This window comes from Nocardioides mangrovi (assembly GCF_020073815.1).
In the GTDB taxonomy this organism is placed as follows: Bacteria; Actinomycetota; Actinomycetes; order Propionibacteriales; family Nocardioidaceae; genus Nocardioides; species Nocardioides mangrovi.
Genome location: NZ_JAIQZJ010000003.1, coordinates 288,499 through 311,717 on the forward strand (window position 1 = coordinate 288,499; position 23,219 = coordinate 311,717).

Here is a 23,219-nt window from a genome sequence, read left to right on the forward strand (position 1 = left end):
CATGGCGACCACGTCCCCGGTCCGCGAGCTCCCCCCGTCGCCGCGGGGGCTGCCCCTGATCGGCCGCAGCCTGGAGTACGCCCGCGACCCGATCGCCCTCTTCCGCAAGCAGTGGGAGTCGTACGGCGCGGTGTCGCCGATGAGCATGGTCGGCGGCGACCCCTGGGTGATGCTGCTCGGGCCGGACGCGTGCGAGGTCGCGCTGCGCAACGCCGACAAGGCCTTCGCCAACGGCCCGGCGTGGACCTACCTGGTCGGGCCGTTCTTCGGGCGGGGCCTGATGTTCCTCGACTTCGAGGAGCACCACCTGCACCGCCGGATCATGCAGCAGGCCTTCACCCGCGACCGGCTCGCCGGGTACGTCGGCCCGATGCACGCGGCGGTCGCCGCCGGCCTGGCCGGCTGGCAGCCCCAGGACGGGTTCCAGGCCTACTGGGCGCTCAAGGACCTGACCCTCGGCATCGCGACCGAGACCTTCATGGGCGGGGCGGAGCACACCTCGGCCGAGGAGATGGCCCGGGTCAACCGGTCCTTCATCGCCTGCGTGCAGGCCGCGGCCGCGATCGTCCGCCACGACCTGCCCTTCACCCGCTGGCACCGCGGCATGCGGGGCCGCCGGGTGCTCGAGGACTTCGTGCGCGGCTACCTGCCCTCGCGCCGGGCCGCCGCGAGCGACGACCTGCTCTCGGTGCTGTGCCACATCGAGTCCGACGAGGGCGAGCGCTTCACCGACGACGACGTCGTCAACCACGTGATCTTCCTGATGATGGCCGCCCACGACACCTCGACGTACACGCTCTCGGTGATGCTGGAGAAGCTCGGCCAGCACCAGGACTGGCAGGTCCGCTGCCGCGCCGAGGTCCTCCAGCTCGCCGCCCGGGTCGGCGACCGCCCGACGCTCTCCGACCTCGACGGGCTCACCTCGCTCGACCTGGTGATGAAGGAGTGCCTCCGGCTGCGCGCGCCCGTGCCGGTGGTGCTGCGCCGGACCGTCAAGGACACCGTCGTGCTCGGCACCCGGGTCCCCGCCGACACCTACGTCACCGTGGCGCCGCAGTTCAGCCACCTGATGCCGGAGTACTGGACCGACCCGGAGGCCTTCGACCCCGAGCGGTTCGGCCCGGAGCGGCGCGAGGACCGGTCGCACCGCTACGCCTGGGAGCCGTTCGGCGGCGGGGTGCACAAGTGCCTCGGCATGTTCTTCGCCGGCGCCGAGGTCACCGCCTTCCTCTTCCGTTTCCTCCAGGACTTCGAGTGGACCGTCGACCCCGCGTACGTCGCGCCGCTCAACCACCACTCGCTGCCCTTCCCGAAGGACGGCCAGCCGATCGACCTGCGCCGCCGCTGACCCGCCCCGTCAGGCGTGCGCGGGCGTCTCCGCGTCGAGCTCCTCCTCGACCCCGGGGTCGCCGAGGTCCGCGTGGAAGTCCTGGGGCCGGGTCTGGTCGACGCCCTCGTCGACCTTCATCGCCCGCAGCACGACGGTGAGGACGACGCCGACGACCAGGTTCAGGCCGAAGGCGAGGATCGCGATGTAGACCTTGGTCTCGGTGCCGGGGAGGTTGACCAGCGGACCGCCGAAGTGGTCCTGCACCGGCGACTTCACGCCGTAGGCGAGCCAGGTGCCCCACGCCATGCCGACGGCCCAGCCGGCGAGCAGCGCCCACCGGTGCATCCACCTCGTGTAGAGCCCGATCACGATGGCCGGCAGGGTCTGCAGGATCCAGACGCCGCCGAGCAGCTGGAGGTTGATCGCGAAGTCCTTCGACAGCGCGAGCACGAAGACCAGCGCCCCGAACTTCACCAGCAGCGAGACCAGCTTGGCCTGGCGCGCCTCCTGCGCGTGCGTCGCGGCGCGGTTGATGAAGGCCTTGTAGATGTTGCGGGTCCACAGGTTGGCGGCCGCGATCGACATGATCGCCGCCGGCACCAGCGCGCCGATGACGATGGCCGCGAAGGCGACTCCGGCGAACCACGGGCTGAACTGCTCCTCGAAGAGCTGCGGCACCGACTGCTGCGGGTTGTCGACCTTCACGCCAGCGGCGATCGCCACGAAGCCGAGCAGCGCGAGCAGCCCGAGCAGGAAGGAGTAGGCCGGGAGCAGGGCCGCGTTGCGGCGGATCACCGACCGGCTCCGGGTGGAGAGGACGCCGGTCACCGAGTGCGGGTACATGAAGAGCGCGAGCGCGGAGCCGAGCGCCAGGCTGGCGTAGGCCCACTGCGCCGCCTCGGGCGGCATCGTCGCCTTCGGCGACGCCTCGCCCGCCGCGATGGCGTCGGCGTTGGTGCTGTTGAAGTCGGCGAACCCCGCGGTGACGGTGTCGAAGATGTGGCCCCAGCCGCCGATCTGGCTCGGGATGTAGAGCACCGCGACCAGGATGACGATGTAGATCAGCGTGTCCTTGACGAACGCGATGAGCGCGGGCGCGCGCAGGCCACTGGAGTAGGTGTAGGCCGCGAGCACGACGAAGGCGATGAAGAGCGGCAGGTCCTTCACGAACCAGTTGCTGCTGTCGGTGCCGATGCCCATCACCTCGAGCACCACCTGCATGCCGACCAGCTGCAGCGCGATGTAGGGCATCGTCGCGAGGATGCCCGTCAGCGCGATCGCGAGCGCGAGCGGCCGGCTGTCGTAGCGGCCCTGCACGAAGTCGGCGGGCGTGACGTAGCCGTGCCGGTGGCTCACCGACCACAGCCGCGGGAGGAAGAGGAAGATCAGCGGGTAGACGACGATCGTGTACGGAACGGCGAAGAAGCCGACCGCACTGCCGGCGTACAGCGTCGCGGGGACGGCGATGAACGTGTACGCCGTGTAGATGTCGCCGCCGATGAGGAACCAGGCGATGAAGGTGCCGAAGCCGCGGCCGCCGAGACCCCACTCGTCGAGGCTGTCGAGGTCCTTCGCGCGCCGCCAGCGGGCAGCCGCGAAGCCGAGGACGGTGACGACGAGGAACAGGAAGATGAAGACGCCGAACGCGACGCCGTCGACGTGGTCGATCATCGCGCCTCACCGCCGTCCCGGCCCTCGGGGCGCCCGGGCTCGGCCGGGAGGCCGTGGCGCACCCGGTCGGCGCGGTCGGCGCCGAGGGCGAGGAAGTACGCCGGGAGGGTGAGCGCGACCGCGAGCAGGATCAGCGCGAACTGGAACCAGTAGTAGAAGGGGAACCCGAAGAGCTTCGGGTCCTCGCGGTCGTAGAGCGAGACCCACAGCGGCAGCACCACCGCGGGCAGGAGGAGCAGGCAGATCAGGCTCCAGCGTCGGGCCCCATGGTCGCGCGACGTCATCAATTGCCTCCCGAGATCGAGGATGTCCGTGACCGTGGTCACAAGGAGGTCCCTTACCCAGCCGAGGCGCGCCTGACTCCTCCCGATGATCGACCGGGAACGACCGAGCCCGCCCCGGCGGTGCCGGGACGGGCTCGGATCGTGCTCAGGTCGTGCTCAGGTCGTGCGGTGGATCAGCGGATCAGAACGGGAACACCTTGGGCTTGACCTGCTTGCCGGTGCGGCTCTTCACACACATGATGCCGAGGTCCACGCGGTTGCTGCCGACGCCGTCCCAGTAGAACTGGTACGCGCGGGTCTTGGGCCGCGGGTCCATGCCGTAGTACCAGGTGTGGCGCGGGTTGAAGATGTACCAGCCGCCCACCATCGCCTTGTAGTCCTGGTACTTGCTGCCGTTGTACCCGTCGTCGCACGAGAACTGCTTCTCCTGCGAGCCGAAGTTCAGGTAGTTGTCCCAGTACGGGTTGCCGTGGGTGAAGTCGTGGTTGTAGCCCGGCTTGAAGGCGACCGGCAGCTGGTGCGAGTGGTTGCCACCGACGCTGCTGTTGCCGACGTACCCGTAGAGGCAGCGGTAGCCGACGTTGAGGTGGATGCTCGAGTCCACGTCGCGGAGCAGGAACGCCCAGTTCCAGCTGCGGCCGTCGTCCGACACGAAGCTCCGGTACAGCCAGTTCTTCGTGCTGTAGTCGTAGGAGTCGTAGAAGTCGTAGCTCGGCGCCACGGCGTACGAGCCCGACGGGCAGGACTGGAAGTTGCCGCCCTCGTCGGCGTGCCCGCCGACCCACGAGTCGTCGTAGTCGTCGAAGCTGCCGGAGCTCGACGAGAAGCCGGTGTGGATCGCCTTGTAGTACAGACCCGACACCTTGATGTCGTGCTTGTGGCCGGCGGTCTGCTCGGTCTGCTTGCGGATGCAGGTGAGGTAGAGCTTCACCTGCGCGTTACCGTCCGCGAAGTTCTCGAACCGGAAGAGGTAGCTGTCCTTGTTGTACGTCGAGGCGGTGTAGAAGACCACGTCGCGCTCGTCGTTGTAGATCGCGGTCGAGTCAGGGACGACGTCGTCGCTGGGCTGGTCGACGTGCGCGACCTTCCACATGCCGTCGAGGGCGTAGTCGCCGTCGTTGCAGGTCAGGTAGACGTCACCCGAGTAGTTGTCGGGGTACTCACCGCTGAGGTCGACCTGCTTCTCGACCTTGTACATGTAGACCTCGTGCGGCCGAGGGCCGACGGCGGCGGATGCCGAGCCGACCATGGCGACCACCGCGAGCAGCGGGGCCAACAGGCCGACGACGGCGGCACCGACGAGGAATCTCCGGGACCGGGAATGAGCCGTCATGACGACGATCTCCTTGTGGGTATGCGGTTAGGGGCGAGAGCACGTCTTCCCGAGAACGTTCCTCCGGCCCCCCCAGCCCGGTAGCAGCAGGCTAAGCAAATCCTGTGGAGGCGCGATAACTGGTCTACAACGCTGGTCTACGCCACTGGTCCAGACGAAGCGGACCGCACGCGGCGCGGCGCCGACGGGCCACCGTGAAGACTACGAGCGCCGCCACACCCAGGAGGACGAAGGGCACGTGGGTGGCCGCGCTGAGGGCCACCAGGGCGACGATCCCGAGCACCAGGAAGGCCGGCCGCGGCCGACCGCCGCGGCGGCGTACCGGTCCCGGTCCCGCGATCGCGGGCCGCAGGGCCGGGAGGTCGGCGAACACCGAGGCGAGGTCGCCCCGGGTCCGCGCCGACCAGATCCGGTCCAGTCGCTCCGCGTGCTCCTCGGTCGTGATCCGGCCGAGGGTGTAGTGCTCGCCGAGGTCGGCCGCGGCCGCCTCGCGCTCGCTGTCGCTGATCCGCAGCTGCGACTCGTCCATCACCGCTCCTCTGTCCCCTCGTCGGCGGCCTGCTCGGGGTCGCCGTCGGCGAGGATGCCGTAGAGCTTGCGCCGGGCCTCGACGAGGACGTCGACGGCGGCGCTGCGCTGGGCCTCGCTGCCGGTGCTGACGATCTGCCACACGGCGCCCATCACCTGGCCGATCTCGGGGCGGAGGTCGGCGTACGGACCGGCCTCCTCGTCGGCGCTCTCCCGGAACGGAGCCCACACGGCGGCGAGCTCGTCGGCGTGCTCGGCGACGTAGGTCTCGCCGGCCGGCGTGAGCCGCAGGCTGCGGCGGCCGCGCACGTCGCCGGTCTCGACGAGGCCCTCGTCCTCGAGCTGCTGGATGGTCGGGTAGACGGAGCCGGGGCTCGGGCGCCACGCGCCCTCGCTGCGCTCGGCGATCTGCTGGATGACCTGGTAGCCGTTGATCTCCTCGCCCGCCTCCTGCGCGGAGCGCACGACGTCGAGGATCGCGGAGCGCACGTCGCCGCGGCGGACCCGCGGACCACGCTGGCGCTCGCCCTGGGCGAGGCCGAAGAGCCCAGCCACCCACGGCGGCGGACCCGGGTGGCCCGGCCGACCGAATCCGCCGGGCCCGAACGGCCCGCCCCACGGCCCACCGCGGCGACCGCCGCCGTGCTGCCGGTACTCGTGCTCGGAGTGGTGTGCCCACTGTCGGTTGAATCCCTTGTGTCCCATGTCAGGACTCCTTCTCATGCGTCTGTGTGTGTTCGGGATATCGCAGGGCGACAGTCCCGGACTGTCGTCGACCTTTCGCGATATATCGTGAGCGTACGTCGACCGCGGCGCCGACACAAGCGGGAAGCGGCTGCTGGCAGCCGTTCCCCGCCGCTAGCGCGCGAGCCAGGCGGCGTACGCGTCGAACGTGTACGGCCGGCCGAGGAAGTCGGCGACCAGATCGGCGGCGTCGCGGGAGCCGCCGGGGGCGAGGACGCGGTCGCGGTAGCGCGCGGCCGGGCCGGGGGCGAAGAGGTCGTCGGGGTCGAAGGCGGAGAAGAGGTCCTTCGCGATCACCAGGGACCACATGTAGGTGTAGTAGGCCGAGGAGTAGCCGCCGAGGTGGCCGAAGCTGGCGAACATGTGGGTGTCGTCGATGTAGCGGAAGGGCGAGTAGCGCTCCTGCAGCTCGCGCATCGACGCGGTCAGGTCGACCGGGCGCGAGGTGTGGAACCAGTAGGACATCGCGGCGTAGAACATCTGCGTGCGCGCCTGGTAGCCCTTGCCGTAGTCGTCGGCGGCGCGCATCCGCTCGACGAGGTCCGCGGGGATGGGCTCGCCGGCGGCGTTGACGGCGAAGCCACGCAGCACGTCGGCGTCCCACGCCCACTCCTCGAGCATCTGGCTGGGCGCCTCGACGAAGTCCCACTCGGTGGCGACGCCCGCGAAGCGGGTCCACTCGCCGTGCCCGGCGAGCACGTGGTGCAGCAGGTGGCCGAACTCGTGGAAGAGCGTGACCACGTGGTCGTGCTCCATCAGGCCGCGGGAGAAGTTGCAGACCAGCACGCCCTCGGGCAGCTGCCGGCCCGCGAGACCGTCGGCGAGGGTGAACTGCGCGGCGTGCTTGTACTTGCCCTCGCGCGGGTGCAGGTCGAGGTGGATGCGGCCGATCCGCTCGCCGTCGCGCACCACGTCGTACGTCGCGACGTCGTCGTGCCACACGACCGCGTCGTCGACCTGCTCGTAGCCGAGGCCGAAGAGGCGGGCGGTGACGTCGAGCAGCCCGGCCCGGACAGCGGGGAAGGAGAAGTAGGTGCGCACCTCCTGCGCATCGACCTGGTGCCGCTCCTGCCGGACCAGCTCCTCGTAGTAGAGCGAGTCGGCGGTGTCGATCGCGTCGGCGCCGGGGACGTCGCGGCGGTAGCGCTCGAGCAGCACCTCGAGGTCGCGGCGCATCGGCTCGTCGGCGGCCTCGGCGATCCGGTCGATGAACTCCGGGATCGCGGGGCCGGTGCCGATCATCTTCACGTCGGCGTCGTACGACGCCCAGTCGGCGTAGCCGACCAGGGTCGCGAGCTCGTGCCGCAGCTCGAACATCTCCCGCAGCACCGGCTCGTTGTGCGGCCAGCCGCGCTGCAGGAAGGCCGTGGTCACCTGGCGGCGGACGTCGGCGTCGTGCACGAAGCTGCGGGCGGGCACCGAGTCGGGGTAGTCGGTGGTGACGGCGACGAGGCCGTCGTCACCGGCCGGGTGGGCGTCGAGCCAGTCCTGCGGGAGGCCGGCGAGCCGCTCGGCCGGGACCCGGACCGTGCGGACGTCGTCGCGGATCACCCGGCTGAACTCCTGGCCGAGCTCGGTGAGTCGCTCGTTGATCGCGGTCAGTCGCGCCCGGGTCTCGTCGTCCCGGTCGACGCCCGCGCGCCGGAAGTCGTCGAGCGTCTTGGTCAGCAGCCGCGTCGCGACCGGGTCCAGCCCCGCGGGGTCGAGCGCCGCGAAGACCTCGTAGAGCCGCCGGTCCTGGCGCAGCTCGGTGACGAACCGGTCGACCTCGGCCTCCGACCGCTCGCACGCCGTGCGGACCTCCTCGTCGGGGTGGACGTTGGCCAGCAGCGAGGACGACGCGGCGACGTTGCCGAGCAGGCAGCCGACCTCGTCCCACCGGCGCAGCGTCTCCAGCGTCTCCAGCGTCTCGGCGGACGGCGACTCGCGGAGCTCGTCGACGAGGCCCCGGGCGGCCCCGATGCCGGTGCGGGCCCGGTGCTGCACCCAGTCCAGCGCGTCGTCGGCCGTCGGCAGGACCAGGGGCGTCATGAGATCAGCCTGTCACGCCGGCCCCGCCGTCGTCGCTCATCGGGCGAGCTGGTCGCGGCGCCTCGCGAGGTAGGAGATCTCGGCCGGGTTGTCGGTGGCCGCGATGGCCGCGTCGTACGCCGCGCGCGCCTCGGCGCTGCGGCCGAGCCGGCGCAGCAGGTCGGCGCGGGTCGCGTGCCAGGCGTGGTAGCCGCCCAGGTCCAACCGGTCCACCTGCGCGAGCGCGACGGCCGGTCCGTCGAGCTCGGCGACCGCGACCGCGCGGTTCAGCGCGACGATCGGGCTGGGCGCAACGGCGTACAGCTGGTCGTAGAGCGCCGCGATCTGGCTCCAGTCGGTCGCGTCGGCCTCGGGTGCGTCGGTGTGCACCGCGTTGATCGCGGCCAGCAGCTGGTAGTGCCCGGGCCGGTTGACCGCGAGGCAGGCCCGGACGAGGTCGTGGCCCTCGGCGATCAGCGCGCGGTCCCAGCCGCCGCGGTCCTGGTCGCGGAGCGGAACCAGCTCGCCGTCGGCCGAGACGCGCGTCGTACGTCGCGACTCGGTGAGCAGCATCAGCGCGAGGAGACCGGTGACCTCCGGCTCGTCGGGCAGCAGGGTGCGCAGGATCCGGCCGAGCCGGATCGCCTCGGCGGTGAGGTCCTCGCGGACCGAGTGCTCCCCGGAGCTCGCCAGGTAGCCCTCGTTGAAGACCAGGTAGACCACGGCGAGCACCGCCCCGAGCCGCGCGGTGAGGTCGGCGGGCCCGGGCACCCGGAAGGGGATGTTGGCGCCGGCGATCTTCTTCTTGGCACGCGTGATCCGCTGGGCCATCGTCGTCTCGGGCACCAGGAAGGCCTGGGCGATCTCGGCGACGGTGAGCCCGCCGAGCAGCCGCAGGGTCAGTGCCACCCGCGCCTCCGGCGCGAGGGCCGGGTGGCAGCAGGTGAAGATCAGCCGGAGCCGGTCGTCCTCGACCACGCCGGTCGACTCGTGCGGGGTGTCGTCCTCGATCATCAGTGCTGCCTGGTGCTTGGCGTCGCGGTGGGACTCGCGGCGGATCCGGTCGATGGCCCGGTTGCCGGCGGTGGTGGTGAGCCAGCCGCCCGGGTTGGGCGGTACGCCGTCGGCCGGCCACCGCTCGAGTGCCGTCAGCAGCGCCTCGGCTGCGGCGTCCTCGGCGATGTCGATGCTGCCGAAGCGGCGGACCAGCGAGGCGACGATCCGGCCGTACTCCTCGCGGTAGATCCGCTCGACGGCCGCCCGCGACGCCGTACCCGCGTCGGTCACGCAGGCTCCTCCTGGAAGGGCCGCACCTCGACCGTGCCGCCGCAGGCGGCCGAGGCCTCGGTCGCCCAGGCGATGGCGGCGTCCCGGTCCGGGAGCTCGAAGACCCAGAAGCCGCCGAGCCACTCCTTGGTGTCGAGGTAGGGGCCGTCGGCGAGGACCGGCTGGTCGCCGGTGGCGTCGACGGTGCTGGCGGTGTCCCCGGGCTGGAGGCCGCCGGCGAACACCCAGATGCCCGCGTCCTGGGCCTTGGTGTTGAAGCGGTCGACCGCCTCGAAGGCCGGCTGCATCTCCTCCAGCGACCGGCTGTAGTCGTCGGGGCCGCTGTGCACGCTGAGCAGGTACTGGGTCATCTCTTCCTCCTGAGGTGGGGCCGGTCCGGCCCGTCATCCACACCACGAACGCGTGCGCCCGGATACGACACCCTTCCCGAAAAACGGCGGGGCGCCTACCGTCGCTGCATGACGGACACCGCGGCCAGGACCGACTGGGGAAGCCTCTACCGCGAGCACGTGGCCGCGATCTCCGCCCTCGGCTCCGAGCTGACCGACGACCAGCTCGGCCGGGTCGTGCCGGGCAGCCCGGCGTGGACCGTGCACGACGTCTTCGCCCACCTCGCCGGCGGCGCCTCCGACGCGGTGACCGGCCGGATGGACGGCGCCCCGGGGCCGGAGTGGACGGCCCGGCACGTGGGCGAGCGGCACGCGCTCCCGGTCACGGATCTCACCGCCGAGATCCGCTCCCACCAGGACGCGCTCGCCGAGTCCGTCGTCGACAACCCGCGGCCGGCGCTGGTCTGGGACATCGCGGTCCACCACGCCGACCTGCACGAGGCCCTCGGGCTCGGCATGCTCGGCGAGCCGATGTGGCAGCCGGTGCTCGCCGGCGTCGCGCCGATGAAGTTCGGCTCCGCCGGGATCCCGCCCGACGTCGACGGCTACGAGCTCTTCCGGGCGCTCTTCTCCCGGCGCTCGCGCGCCCAGATGCGGGCCTGGGGCCTCGCGCTCTCCCCCGAGCAGCTGGACGAGCTCTGCATCTTCGGGCCCCGGGAGGACGATCAGCCCGTACCCTGAGTAGGTGCTCCCTCGGGATACTCCCCTGCGCTCACGCGCCCTCGTCACGGTCGTGGCGCTGCTGGCCGTGCCCGCACTCGTGGGCACCGGCGCGGCGCTGGCGAGCGACACCCCGGCCGCGGGGACGACGTACGCCGCACCGGCCGCCCACGCCGAGCAGCACCAGGCCCAGGCGAAGCCGCAGCGCCGGGATCCGCGCCGCTCGCAGGGCCTCTTCGTCGACCCGAAGATGCCGGCCTACAACCAGGGCGGGGTCTACCGGACCCGGATCGGGCAGATGTCGCAGGCGTTCTGGGTGATCCCGGAGGCCTACGGCACGGACGCGGTCCGCGCCAAGGTGAACGAGTACACCGGCGACGCCCTCGCCGCCCACAAGACCCCGGTCCTGTCGGTCTACGGCATCCCGGGCCGCGACTGCGGTCAGTACTCCTCCGGCAACCCGCTGACCACCGCCGCGCAGTACCGCGCCTGGATCTCGCAGCTCGCCAAGGGCCTGGAGAAGAAGAAGGCGCTGGTGGTCCTCGAGCCCGACGCGCTCGCGCTCTTCAGCAGCTCGACGACGACCTGCCCGACGAAGCCGGCCGGCTGGCAGCAGATGCTCCGCTTCGCGTCGAAGAAGCTGAGCAGCACCGGCGCGTGGGTCTACCTCGACGCCGGTCACTCGAACTGGACGCCGTACGACGACCGACCGAGCTACCTCAAGCAGGCCGGCGTGAAGTACACCCGCGGCATCAGCACCAACGTGTCGAACTTCCGCCCCACCGCCGCCGAGAAGAAGTACGCCGCGTTGATGCTCAAGGGCCTGCGCAAGCTCGGGATCAAGCACAAGCACTACGTCATCGACACCTCGCGCAACGGCGCGACCCCGCCGGCCGACGCGGGCTACGACACGATCAACCCGACCTGGGCGCGGCTGGGCAAGAAGCCGCGCCTGGTCTTCCAGGGTGCCTTCGACGGCACCCTGTGGGTCAAGCACCCCGGGGAGTCCGACGGCACCGTCAACGGCGGCCCGCCCTCCGGGCAGTGGTGCGACTTCCTCGCCGACCGGCTCCTGCACCGTCCCGAGTCCACCAGCTGCTGAGCCGACCGGTTACTTCTCAGGCCTTCCTGTCACTTCTCGGCCGTTGCAACACCTGAGAAGTGCAGGAGTCACCGGTGCACCGGTGATTCCTGCTTCGCGCGGGATCAGCAGCTCGAGGGTCAGCCTCACGCCCGGTCCTCCGCGAGGACGTGGGCGACGACGGCGTTCGCGTGGCCGTGTCCCATGCCGTGCTCGTCCTTGAGGAGCGCCACGAGCTCCATGTGCGCGGCGCCCGCGCCGTAGCCGGGGGCCGAGCGCACCACGGCCTGCCACTCCTCGATCGGGCGGCCGTACTTCTTCTCGATCGACGGGAAGTACGACGCCGGGCCCTTCACCTGTGCGGTCACGGTCTCACTCACACCGGATCCGACCCGGTGGCGGGGAAGAACTCATCGCGGGACTAGGTTCGGTCCTCGTGCCCTCCCTCCGCAGCCTCGTCGCCGACACGCGGCCGCTGAGCAACGAGCACTTCCGCCGGCTCTGGCTGGCCAACATCGTCACCGTCATCGGCGCGCAGCTGACGGTCGTGGCCGTGCCGGCGCAGATCTACGACATCACCGGCTCCTCGGCGTACGTCGGCCTCACCGGGCTCTTCGGCCTGGTCCCGCTGATCATCTTCGGGCTGTGGGGCGGCGCGCTGGCCGACGTCTTCGACCGGCGCACGCTGCTGATCATCACCACCAGCGGCCTGATCGGCACCAGCGCGCTCTTCTGGGTCCAGGCCGCCGCCGGCAACACCGACGTGTGGCTGCTGCTGGGGCTCTTCTCCGTCCAGCAGGCCTTCTTCGCGGTCAACCAGCCGACCCGCAGTGCGGTGCTGCCCAAGCTGCTCCCCCCGGAGCTGCTGCCGGCCGCCAACTCGCTCAACATGACGATCTTCCAGGCCGGCGCGATCGGCGGCCCGCTGGTCGCGGGCGTCCTGATCCCGGTGCTCGGCTACCGGTGGCTCTACCTGATCGACAGCATCACGCTCTTCGCCACCATGAGCGCCGTGGTCCGGCTGCCGCGGCTCCCGGTCGAGGGCCCCACGACCACGCCCGGGCTGCGGTCGGTGATCGAGGGCTTCCGCTACCTCGCGGGCCACTCGGTGCTGCTCATGTCCTTCGTGGTCGACCTGATCGCGATGATCTTCGGCATGCCGCGCGCGCTCTTCCCCGAGATCGCGCACCTCGACTTCCACGGCCCCGACGAGGGCGGCCTCGTCTTCGCCCTGCTCTACGCCGCGATCCCGGCGGGCGCCGTGATCGGCGGCGTCTTCTCCGGCTGGGTCTCGCGGGTCGAGCGCCAGGGGTACGCCGTCGTGGTCTGCATCGTCGTCTGGGGTGCCGCGATGGCCGGCTTCGGCATCGCCGTCGGGCTCGCGGACCACTGGCGGACGACCATGCTCTGGGTCGCCCTGCTGATGCTGGTGATCGGCGGCGCGGCCGACATGGCGTCCGCGGCGTTCCGCACCTCGATGCTCCAGAGCGCCGCGACCGACGCGGTCCGCGGCCGGCTCCAGGGCGTCTTCATCGTCGTCGTCGCCGGCGGACCGCGGATCGCCGACGTGGTCCACGGCGCCAGCGCCGCCGCGGTCGGTACGGCGGCCGCCGCTGCCGGCGGCGGCATCCTGGTCGTGGTCGGCGTGGTGGTCGCGGCCCTCGCGGTGCCGTCGTTCATTCGGTACCGGGTCACCCGCGCACCTACCATCGCCCGGTGAACCGCCCCGCGATCGACCCGGACGACCTCGCCACGACCGTGCGTGTGCTGGGTCAGCTGCACCACCTCGACGAGTCCGACCCCGACCTGGTGACCGTCAAGCGCGCGGCGTCGCACATGTACAAGGCGCTCAAGGCCGAGCGCCGCCTGCGCAAGCGTCAGGCCGAGCTGGCCCACGACCGCGCGATCACCGAGGCCACGGCGACCGGCTCGCCGATGCGGATCGACGACGAGACGCAGGGCATCCCGCTGGTCTCGACCGCGCCCGGCGCCTTCGCGGGCGAGCTCATCAACCCCCGCGGCTGCTACATCTGCAAGAGCGACTACACCCTCGTCGACGCCTTCTACCACTACCTCTGCCCGAGCTGCGCGGCGATGTCGCACGCCAAGCGCGGCCAGGGCACCGACCTCACCGGGCGCCGCGCGCTGCTCACGGGCGGGCGCGCCAAGATCGGCATGTACATCGCCCTGCGCCTGCTGCGCGACGGCGCGCACACCACCATCACGACGCGGTTCCCGCACGACGCCGTGCGCCGCTTCTCCGCCCTCGAGGACAGCGCCGACTGGATCGACCGCCTCACGATCGTCGGCATCGACCTGCGCGACCCGACCCAGGTCATCTCGCTGGCGGACGAGGTCGCCGCCGCCGGGCCGCTCGACATCCTGATCAACAACGCCTGCCAGACGGTACGCCGGACGCCGGGCTCCTACCGGCCGCTCGTCGAGGCCGAGCGGGCGCCCCTGCCGACCGGCGTGCGGCTGCCCGAGATCGTGAGCTTCGACCACATCAGCGACGCCCACCCCGCGGCGATCGCCGGCACGCTGAAGCAGCACGCCGTCGCCCACCACGAGACGCCGGCCCACACGCCCGCCTCCATCACGGCGCTCGCGCTGCAGGCCGGCCACGCCTCGCTCGAGGCGCACCTCGCCGGCACGGCCGTCGACGCGGGCGGCCTGCTGCCCGACATCCAGGTCAACAACTCCTGGACCCAGACCGTCGACCAGGTCGACCCGCTGGAGCTGCTCGAGGTGCAGCTGTGCAACGCGACCGCGCCGTTCCTGCTCATCTCGCGGCTGCGCGCCTCGATGCGGCAGTCGCCGGCGCGGCGTACCTACGTCGTCAACGTGTCGGCGATGGAGGGCCAGTTCGGCGGCCGCCGCTACAAGGGCGCCGGGCACCCGCACACCAACATGGCCAAGGCGGCGCTCAACATGCTGACCCGCACCAGCGCGGGCGAGATGTTCGAGACCGACCGGATCCTGATGAACGCGGTGGACACCGGCTGGATCACCGACGAGCGCCCGCACGCGGACAAGCTGCGCATCGCGGCCGAGGGCTGGCACGCGCCCCTCGACCTGGTCGACGGCGCCGCCCGCGTCTACGACCCGATCGTGCGCGGCGAGGCCGGCGAGGACCTCTACGGCCACTTCCTCAAGGACTTCCAGCCCAGCCCCTGGTGAGTCGTCGGCAGCCCGAGGTCCTGCGGTGCGACGATCGGCCCCATGGACGCGATGGAGTGCGACGGCTGCGGGGCGACGATGCGGTGGGAGACCTCGCACTCGAGGTGTGATCGGTGCGGGTACATCCGGCCGTGCTGCGAGGGAGCGCCCGTGACGGCGGGCTGCGTCGTGCCGGCGGGCGCAGTCTCCGGGGCGGCTGCCGCGGGCAGCTGAGCCCCGTGCACCTGCCCGCGCTCCCCGGTCCGCGCGACCTTCCCCGCCTGCTCGAGCGGGCGTCGGCCTTCGTCGACGACCTCGCCGGCCTGGTGCCCCGCACGGCGGCGCTGATCACCGCCGCGGAGGAGCTCCTCGCCGAGGCCGACGCACTGCTGCGGCGCACCGCCGCCGTCGTCGACCGCGTCGACGCGACCCGCGAGGCGGCGGACGTGGTGGTCGCGAGCGCGACCGACCCGGTCCGGCGTACGACCGCGCTGCTCGACCAGCTCGAGCCCACCTTCGCCGACCTCCCCGCACTCACGGTGCGGATCGAGGAGGTCGTCCCGGTGGTGGCCGGCATGGACAACGTGTCCGGCGACCTGCGCAGGCTGCTCGAGATCGTCGGCCAGCTCGACGAGCTGGTCGGGCACCTGCCCGGCATGGGCCGGATCAGGAAGCGGCTCGAGGAGGAGTCAGCTGGGGAGCAGCCCGCGTAGGTAGGCGGCCTGGCCGACGTGCTGCGCGTCGTCGTCGACGATGCTGACCAGCCGGACACCGCGGGTCACCGGCGGGTCCCAGTGGGTGTCCACGACGTCGTCCAGGTCCGCCTCGGTGACGGTGCGCAGGTAGGCGACGGTGGCCTCGTGCGCGGCGCGGAGGTACGCCGCCAGCAGCTCGGCGCTGGCGCGCACCTTCCCCACCTGCTCGCTGGTGTGCCCGTAGCCGTGCTCGTGCGGGTCGAGGTCGAGCCCGAAGCGCTCGCACCACCCGTCGGTCAGCCAGACCTCGTCGGAGCCCGCGAGGTGGGCGACCTGGGCGTCCTGCACGCGCGCGGCGTGCCAGACGAGCCAGGCGACCGAGTTGGCGTCGGGGGTCGGGCGGTGGGCGAGCTGGTCGTCGGTGAGCCCGTCGACCGCGGCCTCGCCGTTCTCCAGGATCCGCTCGAAGAAGTCGATGAAGACGTCTGCCGGAGTCATGACCCCGACGCTACCGACCGTTTGGTCCGCGGCCCATCGGGTAGTGCGCCCGTGTGCGCACCCTCTCGGCCCTGATCGCCACGACGCTCCTCACCGCGGTCGCGCTGCCGGCGGCCGCCGCCCCGTCGTACGACGGCGGGCTGTCGACGCCGCGGGAGGACAGCTACTACCCCCAGCACGGCGATCCCGGCGTCGACGTCCTCCACTACGGCCTCGACCTGCGGTGGCACCGGGGCAGCCGGACGCTCGTCGGCTCGGCCGACATCACCCTGCGCGCCACCGCGGACGCCGACGACCTCCAGCTCGACCTCGGCCGCACCCTGCACGTCAGGGAGGTCAGCGTCGACGGCACCCGCGTCGCCAGCTCCCACGACGGCGCCGTGCTGCACGTCGAGCAGCCCGTGGTCTCCGATCAGCGCTACCTCGTCCACGTCGGCTACCGCGGCACCCCGCACACCGTCGCCGCGCCGTCCACCCGCAGCGACCAGCGCGGCGGGCTCGGCATGCGGGTCACGAAGGACGGCCAGCTGCGCACGATGCAGGAGCCGTACGGCGCGTTCACGTGGTACCCCGCCAACGACCAGCCCTCCGACAAGGCGCTCCTCGACGTCCGCGTCACCGCACCGAAGGGCTGGGTCGGCGTCAGCAACGGACGGCTGCTCAGCCGCAAGCGGACCGCGGCCGGGACGGTGACCCGCTTCCACCTCGCGCACCCGGTGGCGACGTACCTCACCACGCTCGCCGTCGGGCCGTACGTGCACCGGACGGCGACGGGGCCGCACGGCCTGCCACTGAGCTACTGGCTCCCGCGCAGCGACCCGGAGCGCTACCTGAAGGTGCTGCGGCACCTCCCCGCCGACCTCCGCTGGCTGGAGGACCGGCTCGGCCGCTACCCCTTCGAGAGCGCCGGCGTCGTCGTGGTGCCGGGCGCGTCGGCGATGGAGACGCAGACCCTGGTCACCTTCGGAGCGAAGACGTGGGCCGCCAGTGAGATCCCCCGCGAGATCCTGGTCCACGAGGTCGCGCACCAGTGGTACGGCGACACCGTCACGCCATCGGACTGGAGCGACCTCTGGATGAACGAGGGCATGGCCATGTACCTCGAGGCGCGCTGGTCGGCCTCCCACGGCCGCGCGCCCTGGAGCGCCTGGACCAACTACTTCTCCCAGCGGAACCGGAGGGACCGCGCCGAGCAGGGCGGCCCCGGCGACTACGACCCGGGGATGTTCGCCAGCGGCTGCGTCTACTACTGCACCTCGGCGATGTACGAGAAGCTGCGCGGGAAGATCGGCAACGACGCCTTCTGGCAGCTGGTGCAGCAGTGGCCGCAGTCGCAGCCGGACGCCAACGTCGACCGCGCCGGCTTCGCGGCGATGGCCGAGGAGCTGTCCGGCCAGGACCTCGGCGACTTCTTCGAGACCTGGCTGACGTCGCCGACCTGGCCGCCGGCCTGACCCACCCCGGTCCTACGTGGTCATCCGCTCCAGGCGGGTGCGCAGCAGCGGCACCCGGTGGGCGTTGCCGGTCAGGTCGACGTAGCGCTCGCCGTACGCCGCGAGCAGGGCGTCGTCGAGCCGACGGACCGCGCCGGGCGGGTACTTGTAGTCCATCCGCGTCGCGATCGTCTCGGCGTCGACCCCGGCGAGCACGTCGCCGAGCTCGGCGAGCGTCGCGATGCCGAGCTCGGGGAGCAGGCCGGCGATCCAGCCGTAGTGGTCCTGGCGCGACCACTCGGCGTCGGCGTACTGGCCGGCGAGGTAGGCGGCCAGCTCGCGCGGACTGATCGCGTCGCCGGCGCCGGTCGGCTCCTCGACGGCGGCGCCGCGAAGCCGCTCACGGATCGTGGTGAACTCCTGGTCGGCGAGCTCGAGCAGCCCGGCGGCAAGGGTGAAACGGCGGTCGAAGTCGCGCGCGTGCTCGGCCGGGACGCTGCCCTTGTAGCGGATGTCGTGCTCGAACTCCGCCCACGCGTGCTGGAGGACCGTGCGCACCTGGACCTGGGCGACCTGCCCCTCGTCGCCGTCGTCCAGGGTGATCTGCAGGTGGCGGCTCGCGTAGCCGAAGCGGCCCTGGCTGGCGGTCTCGAGGCCGAGGTCGCGGTCGTCGAGCACCTCCAGCTGGGCGCCCAGCACCTCGGCGACCGCGGCGACGTCGGCGTGCACGTAGGTGATCACCCGGACCCCGACCTGGTCGCCGATCTCGCGCAGCGGGTCGGTGTAGGCCGGCACGCCGTCGACCGTGCGCGCGGCCTTGGCCGCGAAGGACTCGACGCTCTTGGCTCGCCCCGCGACGCTCAGGTAGTTGATGCCGGCCTCGTCGAGGATCGAGGTCACCAGCACGACCAGGTCGGCGGCGACCCGGACCAGCGCGGGCTGGCGCTCGGCGTACGCCGCGACGGCCTGCTGGATCGCGCCGTGGGTGTCGAGGAGGGTGGGCGTGACGATGTAGCCGTGCTCGAAGGAGCCGTACGTCGTGACCCGGGTCGGCCAGCGGTCGGCCATCAGGGCGACGTACGCACAGACGACGGCGTCGACCTGGTCCTCGGCGCGGCCGAGCTCGGCCTTGGTGGTGGCGTCCTCGACCTGGACGCGCAGCGCCCGCCAGGTCGGGTCGGGGGGCACCAGCCGCTCCATCAGGTCCATCAGCCGGAGCAGCTCGGCCTGGAGCCCGTCGAGCGTGCGGCCGCGCTTGTCCTTGTACTTCAGGGTCTTGGCGAGGTTGAAGAGCACGATCGTCGCGGGGTGCGGGTAGACCTCGATCGCGCGGCGCTCCCGGCCCGAGCGCGGGTCCATGTCCAGCCGGAGGCGCTTGCAGATCCGGGCGCCGCGCGGCCCGTCGGCCATCTCGGGCTTGCCGAGGTTGGTCGGGTGGGCGCCGGCCTCGAAGCGGTGGAAGTCCTGGTTGAGGTCCTTCTCGGCCTGCCGCGACCCGGTCTGGTTGGTCACGATCAGCGGCGCGTCGAGGCCGACCACGCAGGGGCCCTCGACGTACGGCGCGACCGCGTCCTCGATCTCCTCGTCGGAGTGCACCGACGACAGGTGCACGAGGTGTCCCTCGGCGTCGAGGACGGCGACGCCGGTGCGCTGGCGCTGCCCCCAGGCGAGGTCGATGCCGACGTAGAACACGGACCTAGGGTGCCCTACCGGAGCGATGGGAGGACGAACCGCTCGATCAATGCGCGCTCCTCGGCGTCGTCGCGGCCGGGCACGACGAGCAGCGAGACGATGACGCGGACCAGCCAGCGGGCGGTCTGCTCGTCGCCGAGGATCCCGAGGACGGCGTCGGACTGGGCGAGCGCCGCGGTCGTGCCGGCGTCGGCGGTGCCGAACCACGCGAGCAGCTCGGGCCGGGCGCGGACCTCGCGCAGCGCGGCGAGCACCGCCTCGACCGGGTCGTCGGTGGGCAGCAACGCGACGATCCGGCGCGCCTCGCGCTGCACGAAGGCGAGGTGGAGCGCGTGCCGGTCCGGGAAGTAGCGGTAGAGCGTGGCGCGCGAGCAGCCCGCCGCCGTCGCAATCTCGCCCATGCCGACCGCGGTGACGCCGTGCGCGGCGAAGAGGCCGGCTGCGGCGTCGAGGATCCGGGCCGTCTGGTCGGTCACGCGGCCACCCGGAAGGGGACCGTCGTGGGGCGGCGGACGTAGGGCCCGGGCGCCCAGCGGACCCCGTCGAGGTCGACCGCGAAGTCGGGGCAGCGGGCGAGCAGCTCCTCCAGCGCGACCCGGGCCTGCATCCGCGCGGCCGCGGCGCCGAGGCAGTGGTGGTTGCCCTGACTGAAGGTGAGGATCTGGCCGGGCCGCCGGCGTACGTCGAGCTCGTCGGCGTCGGCGCCGTAGCGGCGCGGGTCGCGGTTGGCGGCGCCGTACAGCAGGAGGGTGCGGCGCCCGGCCGGGATCGTGGTGCCGTGCAGCGCGACCTCGCGGGTGGTGGTGCGGGCGAGGCACTGGACCGGGCTGGTGAGGCGGAGCAGCTCCTCGACGGCGTCCGTGACCAGCGTGGGGTCGTCGAGCAGGAGGCGGCGCTGGTCGCGGCGCTCCTCGAGCAGCTGCACGCTTCCGCCGAGCATGCCGGTCGTGGTGTCGTTGCCTCCGGTGACGACCGCGAAGACGTAGCTGAGGATCGAGAGGATGCCGGCGTCGTCGTCGGCGACGCCCGCGGCGACCAGGTGGGAGACGGTGTCGTCGCCGGGCTCGCGCCGGCGGCGCTCGATGAGCTCGGCGAAGTAGCCGGTCATCTCGAGGTTGGCGCGGGTGGCGCCGGTGATGTCGCCCTCGGCGCTGGCGGAGACGATCGCGTGGGTCCAGTCGTCGAACCGCTCGCGGCCGTCCGCCGGCACCCCGAGGTAGTGCGCGACGACCATCGTCGGCAGCGGCTTGAAGAGCGCCTCGACGACGTCGCCGCCGCCCTCGGCGCGCAACCGCTCGAGCCGCTCGACGACGAACGCCCGGACCTCGGGCTCGAGGCTGCCGATCTGGCGCGGGGTGAAGCCGCGGGCCACCAGCCTGCGGAAGGCGGTGTGGTCGGGCGGGTCCATCATCACCAGCGGCAGGTTGTCGGCCAGGCCGATGGTCTCGAGCTCGTCGTACTCGACGGTGAGACCCTGCGCGGAGGAGAAGGTCGCGGTGTCGACCGCGGCGGCCAGCACGTCCTCGTGGCGGGAGAGCACGTAGTAGTCGCGGCCGCCCGGCCGCCCGACGTGGTGGACCGGGTCGTCGTCACGCAGCGCGGCGTACGACGCCCATGGGCTGGCCCAGGTCTCGGCTGTCCCCGGTCGGTACATGGGTCCGATCGTGAGACAAATCGGCCGATTTGTCCAACGGTGCCAGCCGAGGCCTCGGCTGCTGGCAGCCGAACCCTCGGGCTCAGCGACTCGCGCGCTGCAGCGCGACCCGGGCGGTCCGGGCGGCGGAGGCCGCGCGGTCCTGGCGGGTGCGACCGGGGCGGCGGGAGGGGCTGCGGTGCAGCTCGTTGAGGACGATGGCGGGGTTCACGGTGAGGGGGTTCATGACAGCGATGCTCCGACGTAAGGCGTGGTGTTGACGTCGGGAGGAGTGCTGATTCCGTCGCCAGATACACCGGCCACCACGAAATGAGGTGCCTCAGTCGACCGGGTTCAGTCCACGAGGGCGGGCGGGTGGTGCCCGAACGGCACGTCCTCGGCGTAGCCGAGCGCGGCCAGCACCGAGGGCAGCAGCGCCTTCGCGGTCCGGCGGTAGCCGGCGCCGGAGGGGTGGAAGCGGTCGAGGGAGAACATCTCGTCCGGCTGGGCGATGAAGAACGGGCCGACCACCTCGGCCAGCCCGACCGCCCGGCCGCCCAGCTCCGTGGTCACGTCGCGCTGCACCGCGGCCAGCTGCCGGGACGCCCGCGAGCCGAGGCCACGCAGCGGCTGGCGCAGGGCCCGGAGCGCGCCGAGGTCGGGGCAGGTGCCGACGACCACCTCCGCGCCGGAGCCGCGCAGCGCGGACACCGCCGCGCCGAGGTGCCGCCGCGAGTCGACCGGGCGGATCCGGTGGATGACGTCGTTGCCCCCGACCACGATCACCGCGACGTCGGGGCGGTAGCCGCCCGGCAGCGCCGCGAGCTGGCCGGCCAGGTCGGAGCTCTCGGCGCCGACGACCGCGGCGGTGTGCAGCCGCACCGCGCGCCGGGTCGCCTTCGCCAGTCGACGGGCCAGCTCGGCGCCGAGGGTCTGCTTCGGCCCGTCGGCGCCCAGGCCGGCGGCGATCGAGTCGCCGAGCAGGAGCAGGTCGACCGGGTCGCCGTACTTGCCCTTGTAGACGCGGTCGGAGAAGAGCGCCTCCTCGCCGAACGGCTTGCCGATCACCTCGCGCGCGGCGGCCGCCTGCCGGCGCAGCGCGTACGACGCGCCCGCTGCCGCGGTGGCGGTGCCGAACGCGAGGACTCCCGTCGTGACGGCGATCCGGTGACGAAGACCCATGGTCGGAGCGCACCAGCGCGACCCGACCGGACCGTCACCGGGAGTGGACGGGTCGGTGAACACCACCCGACACCGAGACTTGGCCGGGCGTTCAGCCCGTGGTCGGTCCCGAGGTCGAGCCTGTTCCTACCGTGTGGCCCGTGATGGCTCGCGGCGTGCTCGGCCCCGTGCTCGTGCTCATCGGGGGCCTGATCACCCAGGTGCTGCCCTGGTCGAGCCCGATGGCGAGCGCGCCTGTCCTCGAGCCGCTCCGCGACAGCACCGCCGGCCGGATGTTCGGGCTCGTGGTCGTGATGGCGGGCCTGGCCCTTCTCGGCTCGGCCTGGCTGACGCTGCTCCACGCGACCCACCCCGAGACCGGTCGCGACCCCCTCGACCGGCTGCGGACGGCGCGGATCGCGGGCCTGGCGTGGAGCCTGCCGCTGCTGCTCGCCCCGCCTCTCTTCAGCCGCGACGGCTGGAGCTACGCCGCGCAGGGCGCCCTCACCCACCTCGGGCTCTCGCCCTACATCTGGACCCCCAGCATCTTCGACGGCCAGATCAAGGAGGGCGTCGACCCGCTCTGGTGGAACACCCCGGCGCCGTACGGACCGCTGCCGCTGGGCTGGGGTTCCCAGGTCGCCGCGCTCACCGACAACCCCTGGCTGATGGTGATCGGATACCGGCTGCTCGCCCTGCTCGGGCTCGCCCTGCTCGCCTGGGCGACACCGCGGCTGGCCCGCGCCGGCGGCGCCGACCCCGCGCGCGCCTCGGCGCTGGTGCTGGCCGCCCCGATCACGGTCGTCCACGGCGTCGGCGGCGTGCACAACGACCTCGTGATGGCCGGACTGATGGCGGCCGCGCTCGCGCTGGCCATGGAGCGCCAGCTGCTGCTCGCGGCCGCCGTCACCGGCGCCGCGGCGGCGGTCAAGCTGCCCGGGGGGCTGGTCGGCATCGCGGTCGCCCTGGTCTCGCTGCCCCTCGCCGCAGCGCTCTACCCGCGGCTGCGCCGGATGCTGGTCGTCGCCGCGGTCGCGGTCGGCGTGCTCGTCGGCTCCGGCATCGCGGTCGGCGTCGGCACGGGCTGGATCCACGCCCTCAACGCGCCCGCGCTGGTCCCGACCCCGCTGTCGATGACGACCTGGGTCGGGATCCTGATCGGCGAGACCAGCATCGTCCGCGGGCTCGGCCTGGCTGTGGTCGCCGTCGCCGCAGCGTGGCTGGCGCTGCGCGGCCGCACCGGCGACCCGGCGTACGCCGTCCGCGCCGTCGCGCTGCTCGTGACGGCGCTGCTGGTGCTGAGCCCCGCGGTGCGGGAGTGGTACTTCCTCTGGCCGCTGCCCTTCGTCGCCGCCGTGCCGTGGCGGCGGCCGGTCGAGCAACTGGTCCGCGACCTCGCGCTGGTGCTCGGGATCGCGGCGCCGCTCGACTCCTCGCTGCGCGGTGCACCCGCCGAGGTGGTCGTGGTGCTCGGCCTGGTGGTCCTGACCGTGCTGCGGCTGCGGAGCTACGCCGGAGCCGTCGAGGTCCGCCGTCGCGAGCGCCTCCAGGCGGGTGCGATGGCAAGGCGCCGGCGCGAGAGCAGACTGGACGTCTTCTGAGCGTCGGCAACGCTGCCAGCGTGCCCGAAT

The 23,219-nt window shown here is 72.4% G+C and carries 23 protein-coding genes; 8 read left to right on the forward strand and 15 right to left on the reverse strand.

From position 1 onward, the window contains the following. Nucleotide 1 precedes the first annotated feature (1 nt). Nucleotides 2-1,348: a cytochrome P450 gene (locus tag K8U61_RS07995; protein ID WP_224122473.1), complete on the forward strand. Its 1,347-nt coding sequence runs from the start codon at nucleotides 2-4 to the stop codon at nucleotides 1,346-1,348. Between the two features lie 9 nt (nucleotides 1,349-1,357). Here K8U61_RS07995 and mctP read toward each other — a convergent pair whose 3' ends face one another. The 8 genes from mctP to K8U61_RS08035 all read right to left on the reverse strand — a co-directional run bounded on the left by mctP (nucleotide 1,358) and on the right by K8U61_RS08035 (nucleotide 9,537). Continuing rightward, nucleotides 1,358-3,001: a monocarboxylate uptake permease MctP gene (gene mctP, locus K8U61_RS08000; protein ID WP_224122474.1), complete on the reverse strand. Its 1,644-nt coding sequence runs from the start codon at nucleotides 2,999-3,001 to the stop codon at nucleotides 1,358-1,360. Continuing rightward, nucleotides 2,998-3,285, reverse strand: a complete 288-nt coding sequence (locus K8U61_RS08005) for a DUF3311 domain-containing protein (RefSeq protein WP_224122475.1) — start codon at nucleotides 3,283-3,285, stop codon at nucleotides 2,998-3,000. The genes mctP and K8U61_RS08005 overlap by 4 nt, the downstream gene beginning before the upstream one ends. 181 nt (nucleotides 3,286-3,466) lie before the next feature. Then, complete coding sequence (locus K8U61_RS08010; protein WP_224122476.1) at nucleotides 3,467-4,618, reverse strand: hypothetical protein; 1,152 nt, start codon at nucleotides 4,616-4,618, stop codon at nucleotides 3,467-3,469. Nucleotides 4,619-4,742: 124 nt separating this feature from the next. Continuing rightward, nucleotides 4,743-5,147 (reverse strand): DUF1707 SHOCT-like domain-containing protein, encoded by a 405-nt coding sequence (locus K8U61_RS08015; protein ID WP_224122477.1) that lies wholly within the window; start codon nucleotides 5,145-5,147, stop codon nucleotides 4,743-4,745. Beyond that, nucleotides 5,147-5,851: a PadR family transcriptional regulator gene (locus tag K8U61_RS08020; protein WP_224122478.1), complete on the reverse strand. Its 705-nt coding sequence runs from the start codon at nucleotides 5,849-5,851 to the stop codon at nucleotides 5,147-5,149. The genes K8U61_RS08015 and K8U61_RS08020 overlap by 1 nt, the downstream gene beginning before the upstream one ends. A gap of 153 nt (nucleotides 5,852-6,004) precedes the next feature. After that, nucleotides 6,005-7,921 carry a M3 family metallopeptidase gene (locus K8U61_RS08025; RefSeq protein ID WP_224122479.1) on the reverse strand — a complete coding sequence of 639 codons (1,917 nt, stop codon included), beginning with the start codon at nucleotides 7,919-7,921 and terminating at the stop codon, nucleotides 6,005-6,007. 36 nt (nucleotides 7,922-7,957) lie between these two features. After that, nucleotides 7,958-9,187, reverse strand: coding sequence for an RNA polymerase sigma factor (locus tag K8U61_RS08030; protein WP_224122480.1), 1,230 nt, complete (start codon nucleotides 9,185-9,187; stop codon nucleotides 7,958-7,960). After that, nucleotides 9,184-9,537 (reverse strand): YciI family protein, encoded by a 354-nt coding sequence (locus K8U61_RS08035; protein ID WP_224122481.1) that lies wholly within the window; start codon nucleotides 9,535-9,537, stop codon nucleotides 9,184-9,186. Before K8U61_RS08035 ends, K8U61_RS08030 begins: the two co-directional genes overlap by 4 nt. A 108-nt stretch (nucleotides 9,538-9,645) precedes the next feature. Here K8U61_RS08035 and K8U61_RS08040 point away from each other — a divergent pair, with 108 nt between their 5' ends. Together K8U61_RS08040 and K8U61_RS08045 are read left to right on the forward strand one after the other, a co-directional pair. Next, nucleotides 9,646-10,257: a maleylpyruvate isomerase N-terminal domain-containing protein gene (locus K8U61_RS08040; RefSeq protein WP_224122482.1), complete on the forward strand. Its 612-nt coding sequence runs from the start codon at nucleotides 9,646-9,648 to the stop codon at nucleotides 10,255-10,257. A gap of 4 nt (nucleotides 10,258-10,261) precedes the next feature. Beyond that, entirely contained in the window at nucleotides 10,262-11,338 is a 1,077-nt protein-coding gene (locus tag K8U61_RS08045; RefSeq protein ID WP_224122483.1) for a glycoside hydrolase family 6 protein, read from the forward strand. 125 nt (nucleotides 11,339-11,463) lie between these two features. Here the strand turns inward: K8U61_RS08045 and K8U61_RS08050 are convergent, their stop codons facing one another. Further along, nucleotides 11,464-11,697 carry a DUF4287 domain-containing protein gene (locus K8U61_RS08050; protein WP_224122484.1) on the reverse strand — a complete coding sequence of 78 codons (234 nt, stop codon included), beginning with the start codon at nucleotides 11,695-11,697 and terminating at the stop codon, nucleotides 11,464-11,466. A gap of 56 nt (nucleotides 11,698-11,753) precedes the next feature. Between K8U61_RS08050 and K8U61_RS08055 the strand changes: the two genes are divergently transcribed. The 3 genes from K8U61_RS08055 to K8U61_RS08065 all read left to right on the forward strand — a co-directional run bounded on the left by K8U61_RS08055 (nucleotide 11,754) and on the right by K8U61_RS08065 (nucleotide 15,189). Beyond that, nucleotides 11,754-13,037 (forward strand): MFS transporter, encoded by a 1,284-nt coding sequence (locus K8U61_RS08055; protein WP_224122485.1) that lies wholly within the window; start codon nucleotides 11,754-11,756, stop codon nucleotides 13,035-13,037. Next, nucleotides 13,034-14,497, forward strand: coding sequence for an SDR family NAD(P)-dependent oxidoreductase (locus K8U61_RS08060; RefSeq protein ID WP_224122486.1), 1,464 nt, complete (start codon nucleotides 13,034-13,036; stop codon nucleotides 14,495-14,497). The genes K8U61_RS08055 and K8U61_RS08060 overlap by 4 nt, the downstream gene beginning before the upstream one ends. A 113-nt stretch (nucleotides 14,498-14,610) precedes the next feature. Beyond that, complete coding sequence (locus K8U61_RS08065; protein ID WP_224122487.1) at nucleotides 14,611-15,189, forward strand: hypothetical protein; 579 nt, start codon at nucleotides 14,611-14,613, stop codon at nucleotides 15,187-15,189. Here the strand turns inward: K8U61_RS08065 and K8U61_RS08070 are convergent. Beyond that, entirely contained in the window at nucleotides 15,166-15,669 is a 504-nt protein-coding gene (locus K8U61_RS08070) for a mycothiol transferase (RefSeq protein WP_224122488.1), read from the reverse strand. The genes K8U61_RS08065 and K8U61_RS08070 overlap by 24 nt on opposite strands. Nucleotides 15,670-15,722: 53 nt before the next feature. Here K8U61_RS08070 and K8U61_RS08075 point away from each other — a divergent pair, with 53 nt between their 5' ends. Then, entirely contained in the window at nucleotides 15,723-17,123 is a 1,401-nt protein-coding gene (locus K8U61_RS08075; protein ID WP_224122489.1) for a M1 family metallopeptidase, read from the forward strand. Between the two features lie 12 nt (nucleotides 17,124-17,135). On the opposite strand, the gene K8U61_RS08080 is transcribed toward K8U61_RS08075, so the two are convergent. The 5 genes from K8U61_RS08080 to K8U61_RS08100 form a co-directional block, all read right to left on the reverse strand. Next, nucleotides 17,136-18,794, reverse strand: a complete 1,659-nt coding sequence (locus K8U61_RS08080) for a DUF429 domain-containing protein (protein WP_224122490.1) — start codon at nucleotides 18,792-18,794, stop codon at nucleotides 17,136-17,138. A gap of 14 nt (nucleotides 18,795-18,808) precedes the next feature. Further along, nucleotides 18,809-19,270 (reverse strand): TetR/AcrR family transcriptional regulator, encoded by a 462-nt coding sequence (locus K8U61_RS08085; RefSeq protein WP_224122491.1) that lies wholly within the window; start codon nucleotides 19,268-19,270, stop codon nucleotides 18,809-18,811. Beyond that, nucleotides 19,267-20,448: a cytochrome P450 gene (locus tag K8U61_RS08090; protein ID WP_224122492.1), complete on the reverse strand. Its 1,182-nt coding sequence runs from the start codon at nucleotides 20,446-20,448 to the stop codon at nucleotides 19,267-19,269. Before K8U61_RS08090 ends, K8U61_RS08085 begins: the two co-directional genes overlap by 4 nt. An 82-nt stretch (nucleotides 20,449-20,530) precedes the next feature. Continuing rightward, entirely contained in the window at nucleotides 20,531-20,674 is a 144-nt protein-coding gene (locus tag K8U61_RS08095) for a hypothetical protein (RefSeq protein ID WP_224122493.1), read from the reverse strand. A gap of 107 nt (nucleotides 20,675-20,781) precedes the next feature. Beyond that, on the reverse strand, nucleotides 20,782-21,609 hold the full coding sequence (locus tag K8U61_RS08100; RefSeq protein ID WP_224122494.1) for an SGNH/GDSL hydrolase family protein: 828 nt from the start codon (nucleotides 21,607-21,609) through the stop codon (nucleotides 20,782-20,784). A 143-nt stretch (nucleotides 21,610-21,752) separates the two neighbouring features. Between K8U61_RS08100 and mptB the strand changes: the two genes are divergently transcribed. Further along, complete coding sequence (gene mptB / locus K8U61_RS08105) at nucleotides 21,753-23,189, forward strand: polyprenol phosphomannose-dependent alpha 1,6 mannosyltransferase MptB (RefSeq protein WP_224122626.1); 1,437 nt, start codon at nucleotides 21,753-21,755, stop codon at nucleotides 23,187-23,189. Nucleotides 23,190-23,219 lie beyond the last annotated feature (30 nt).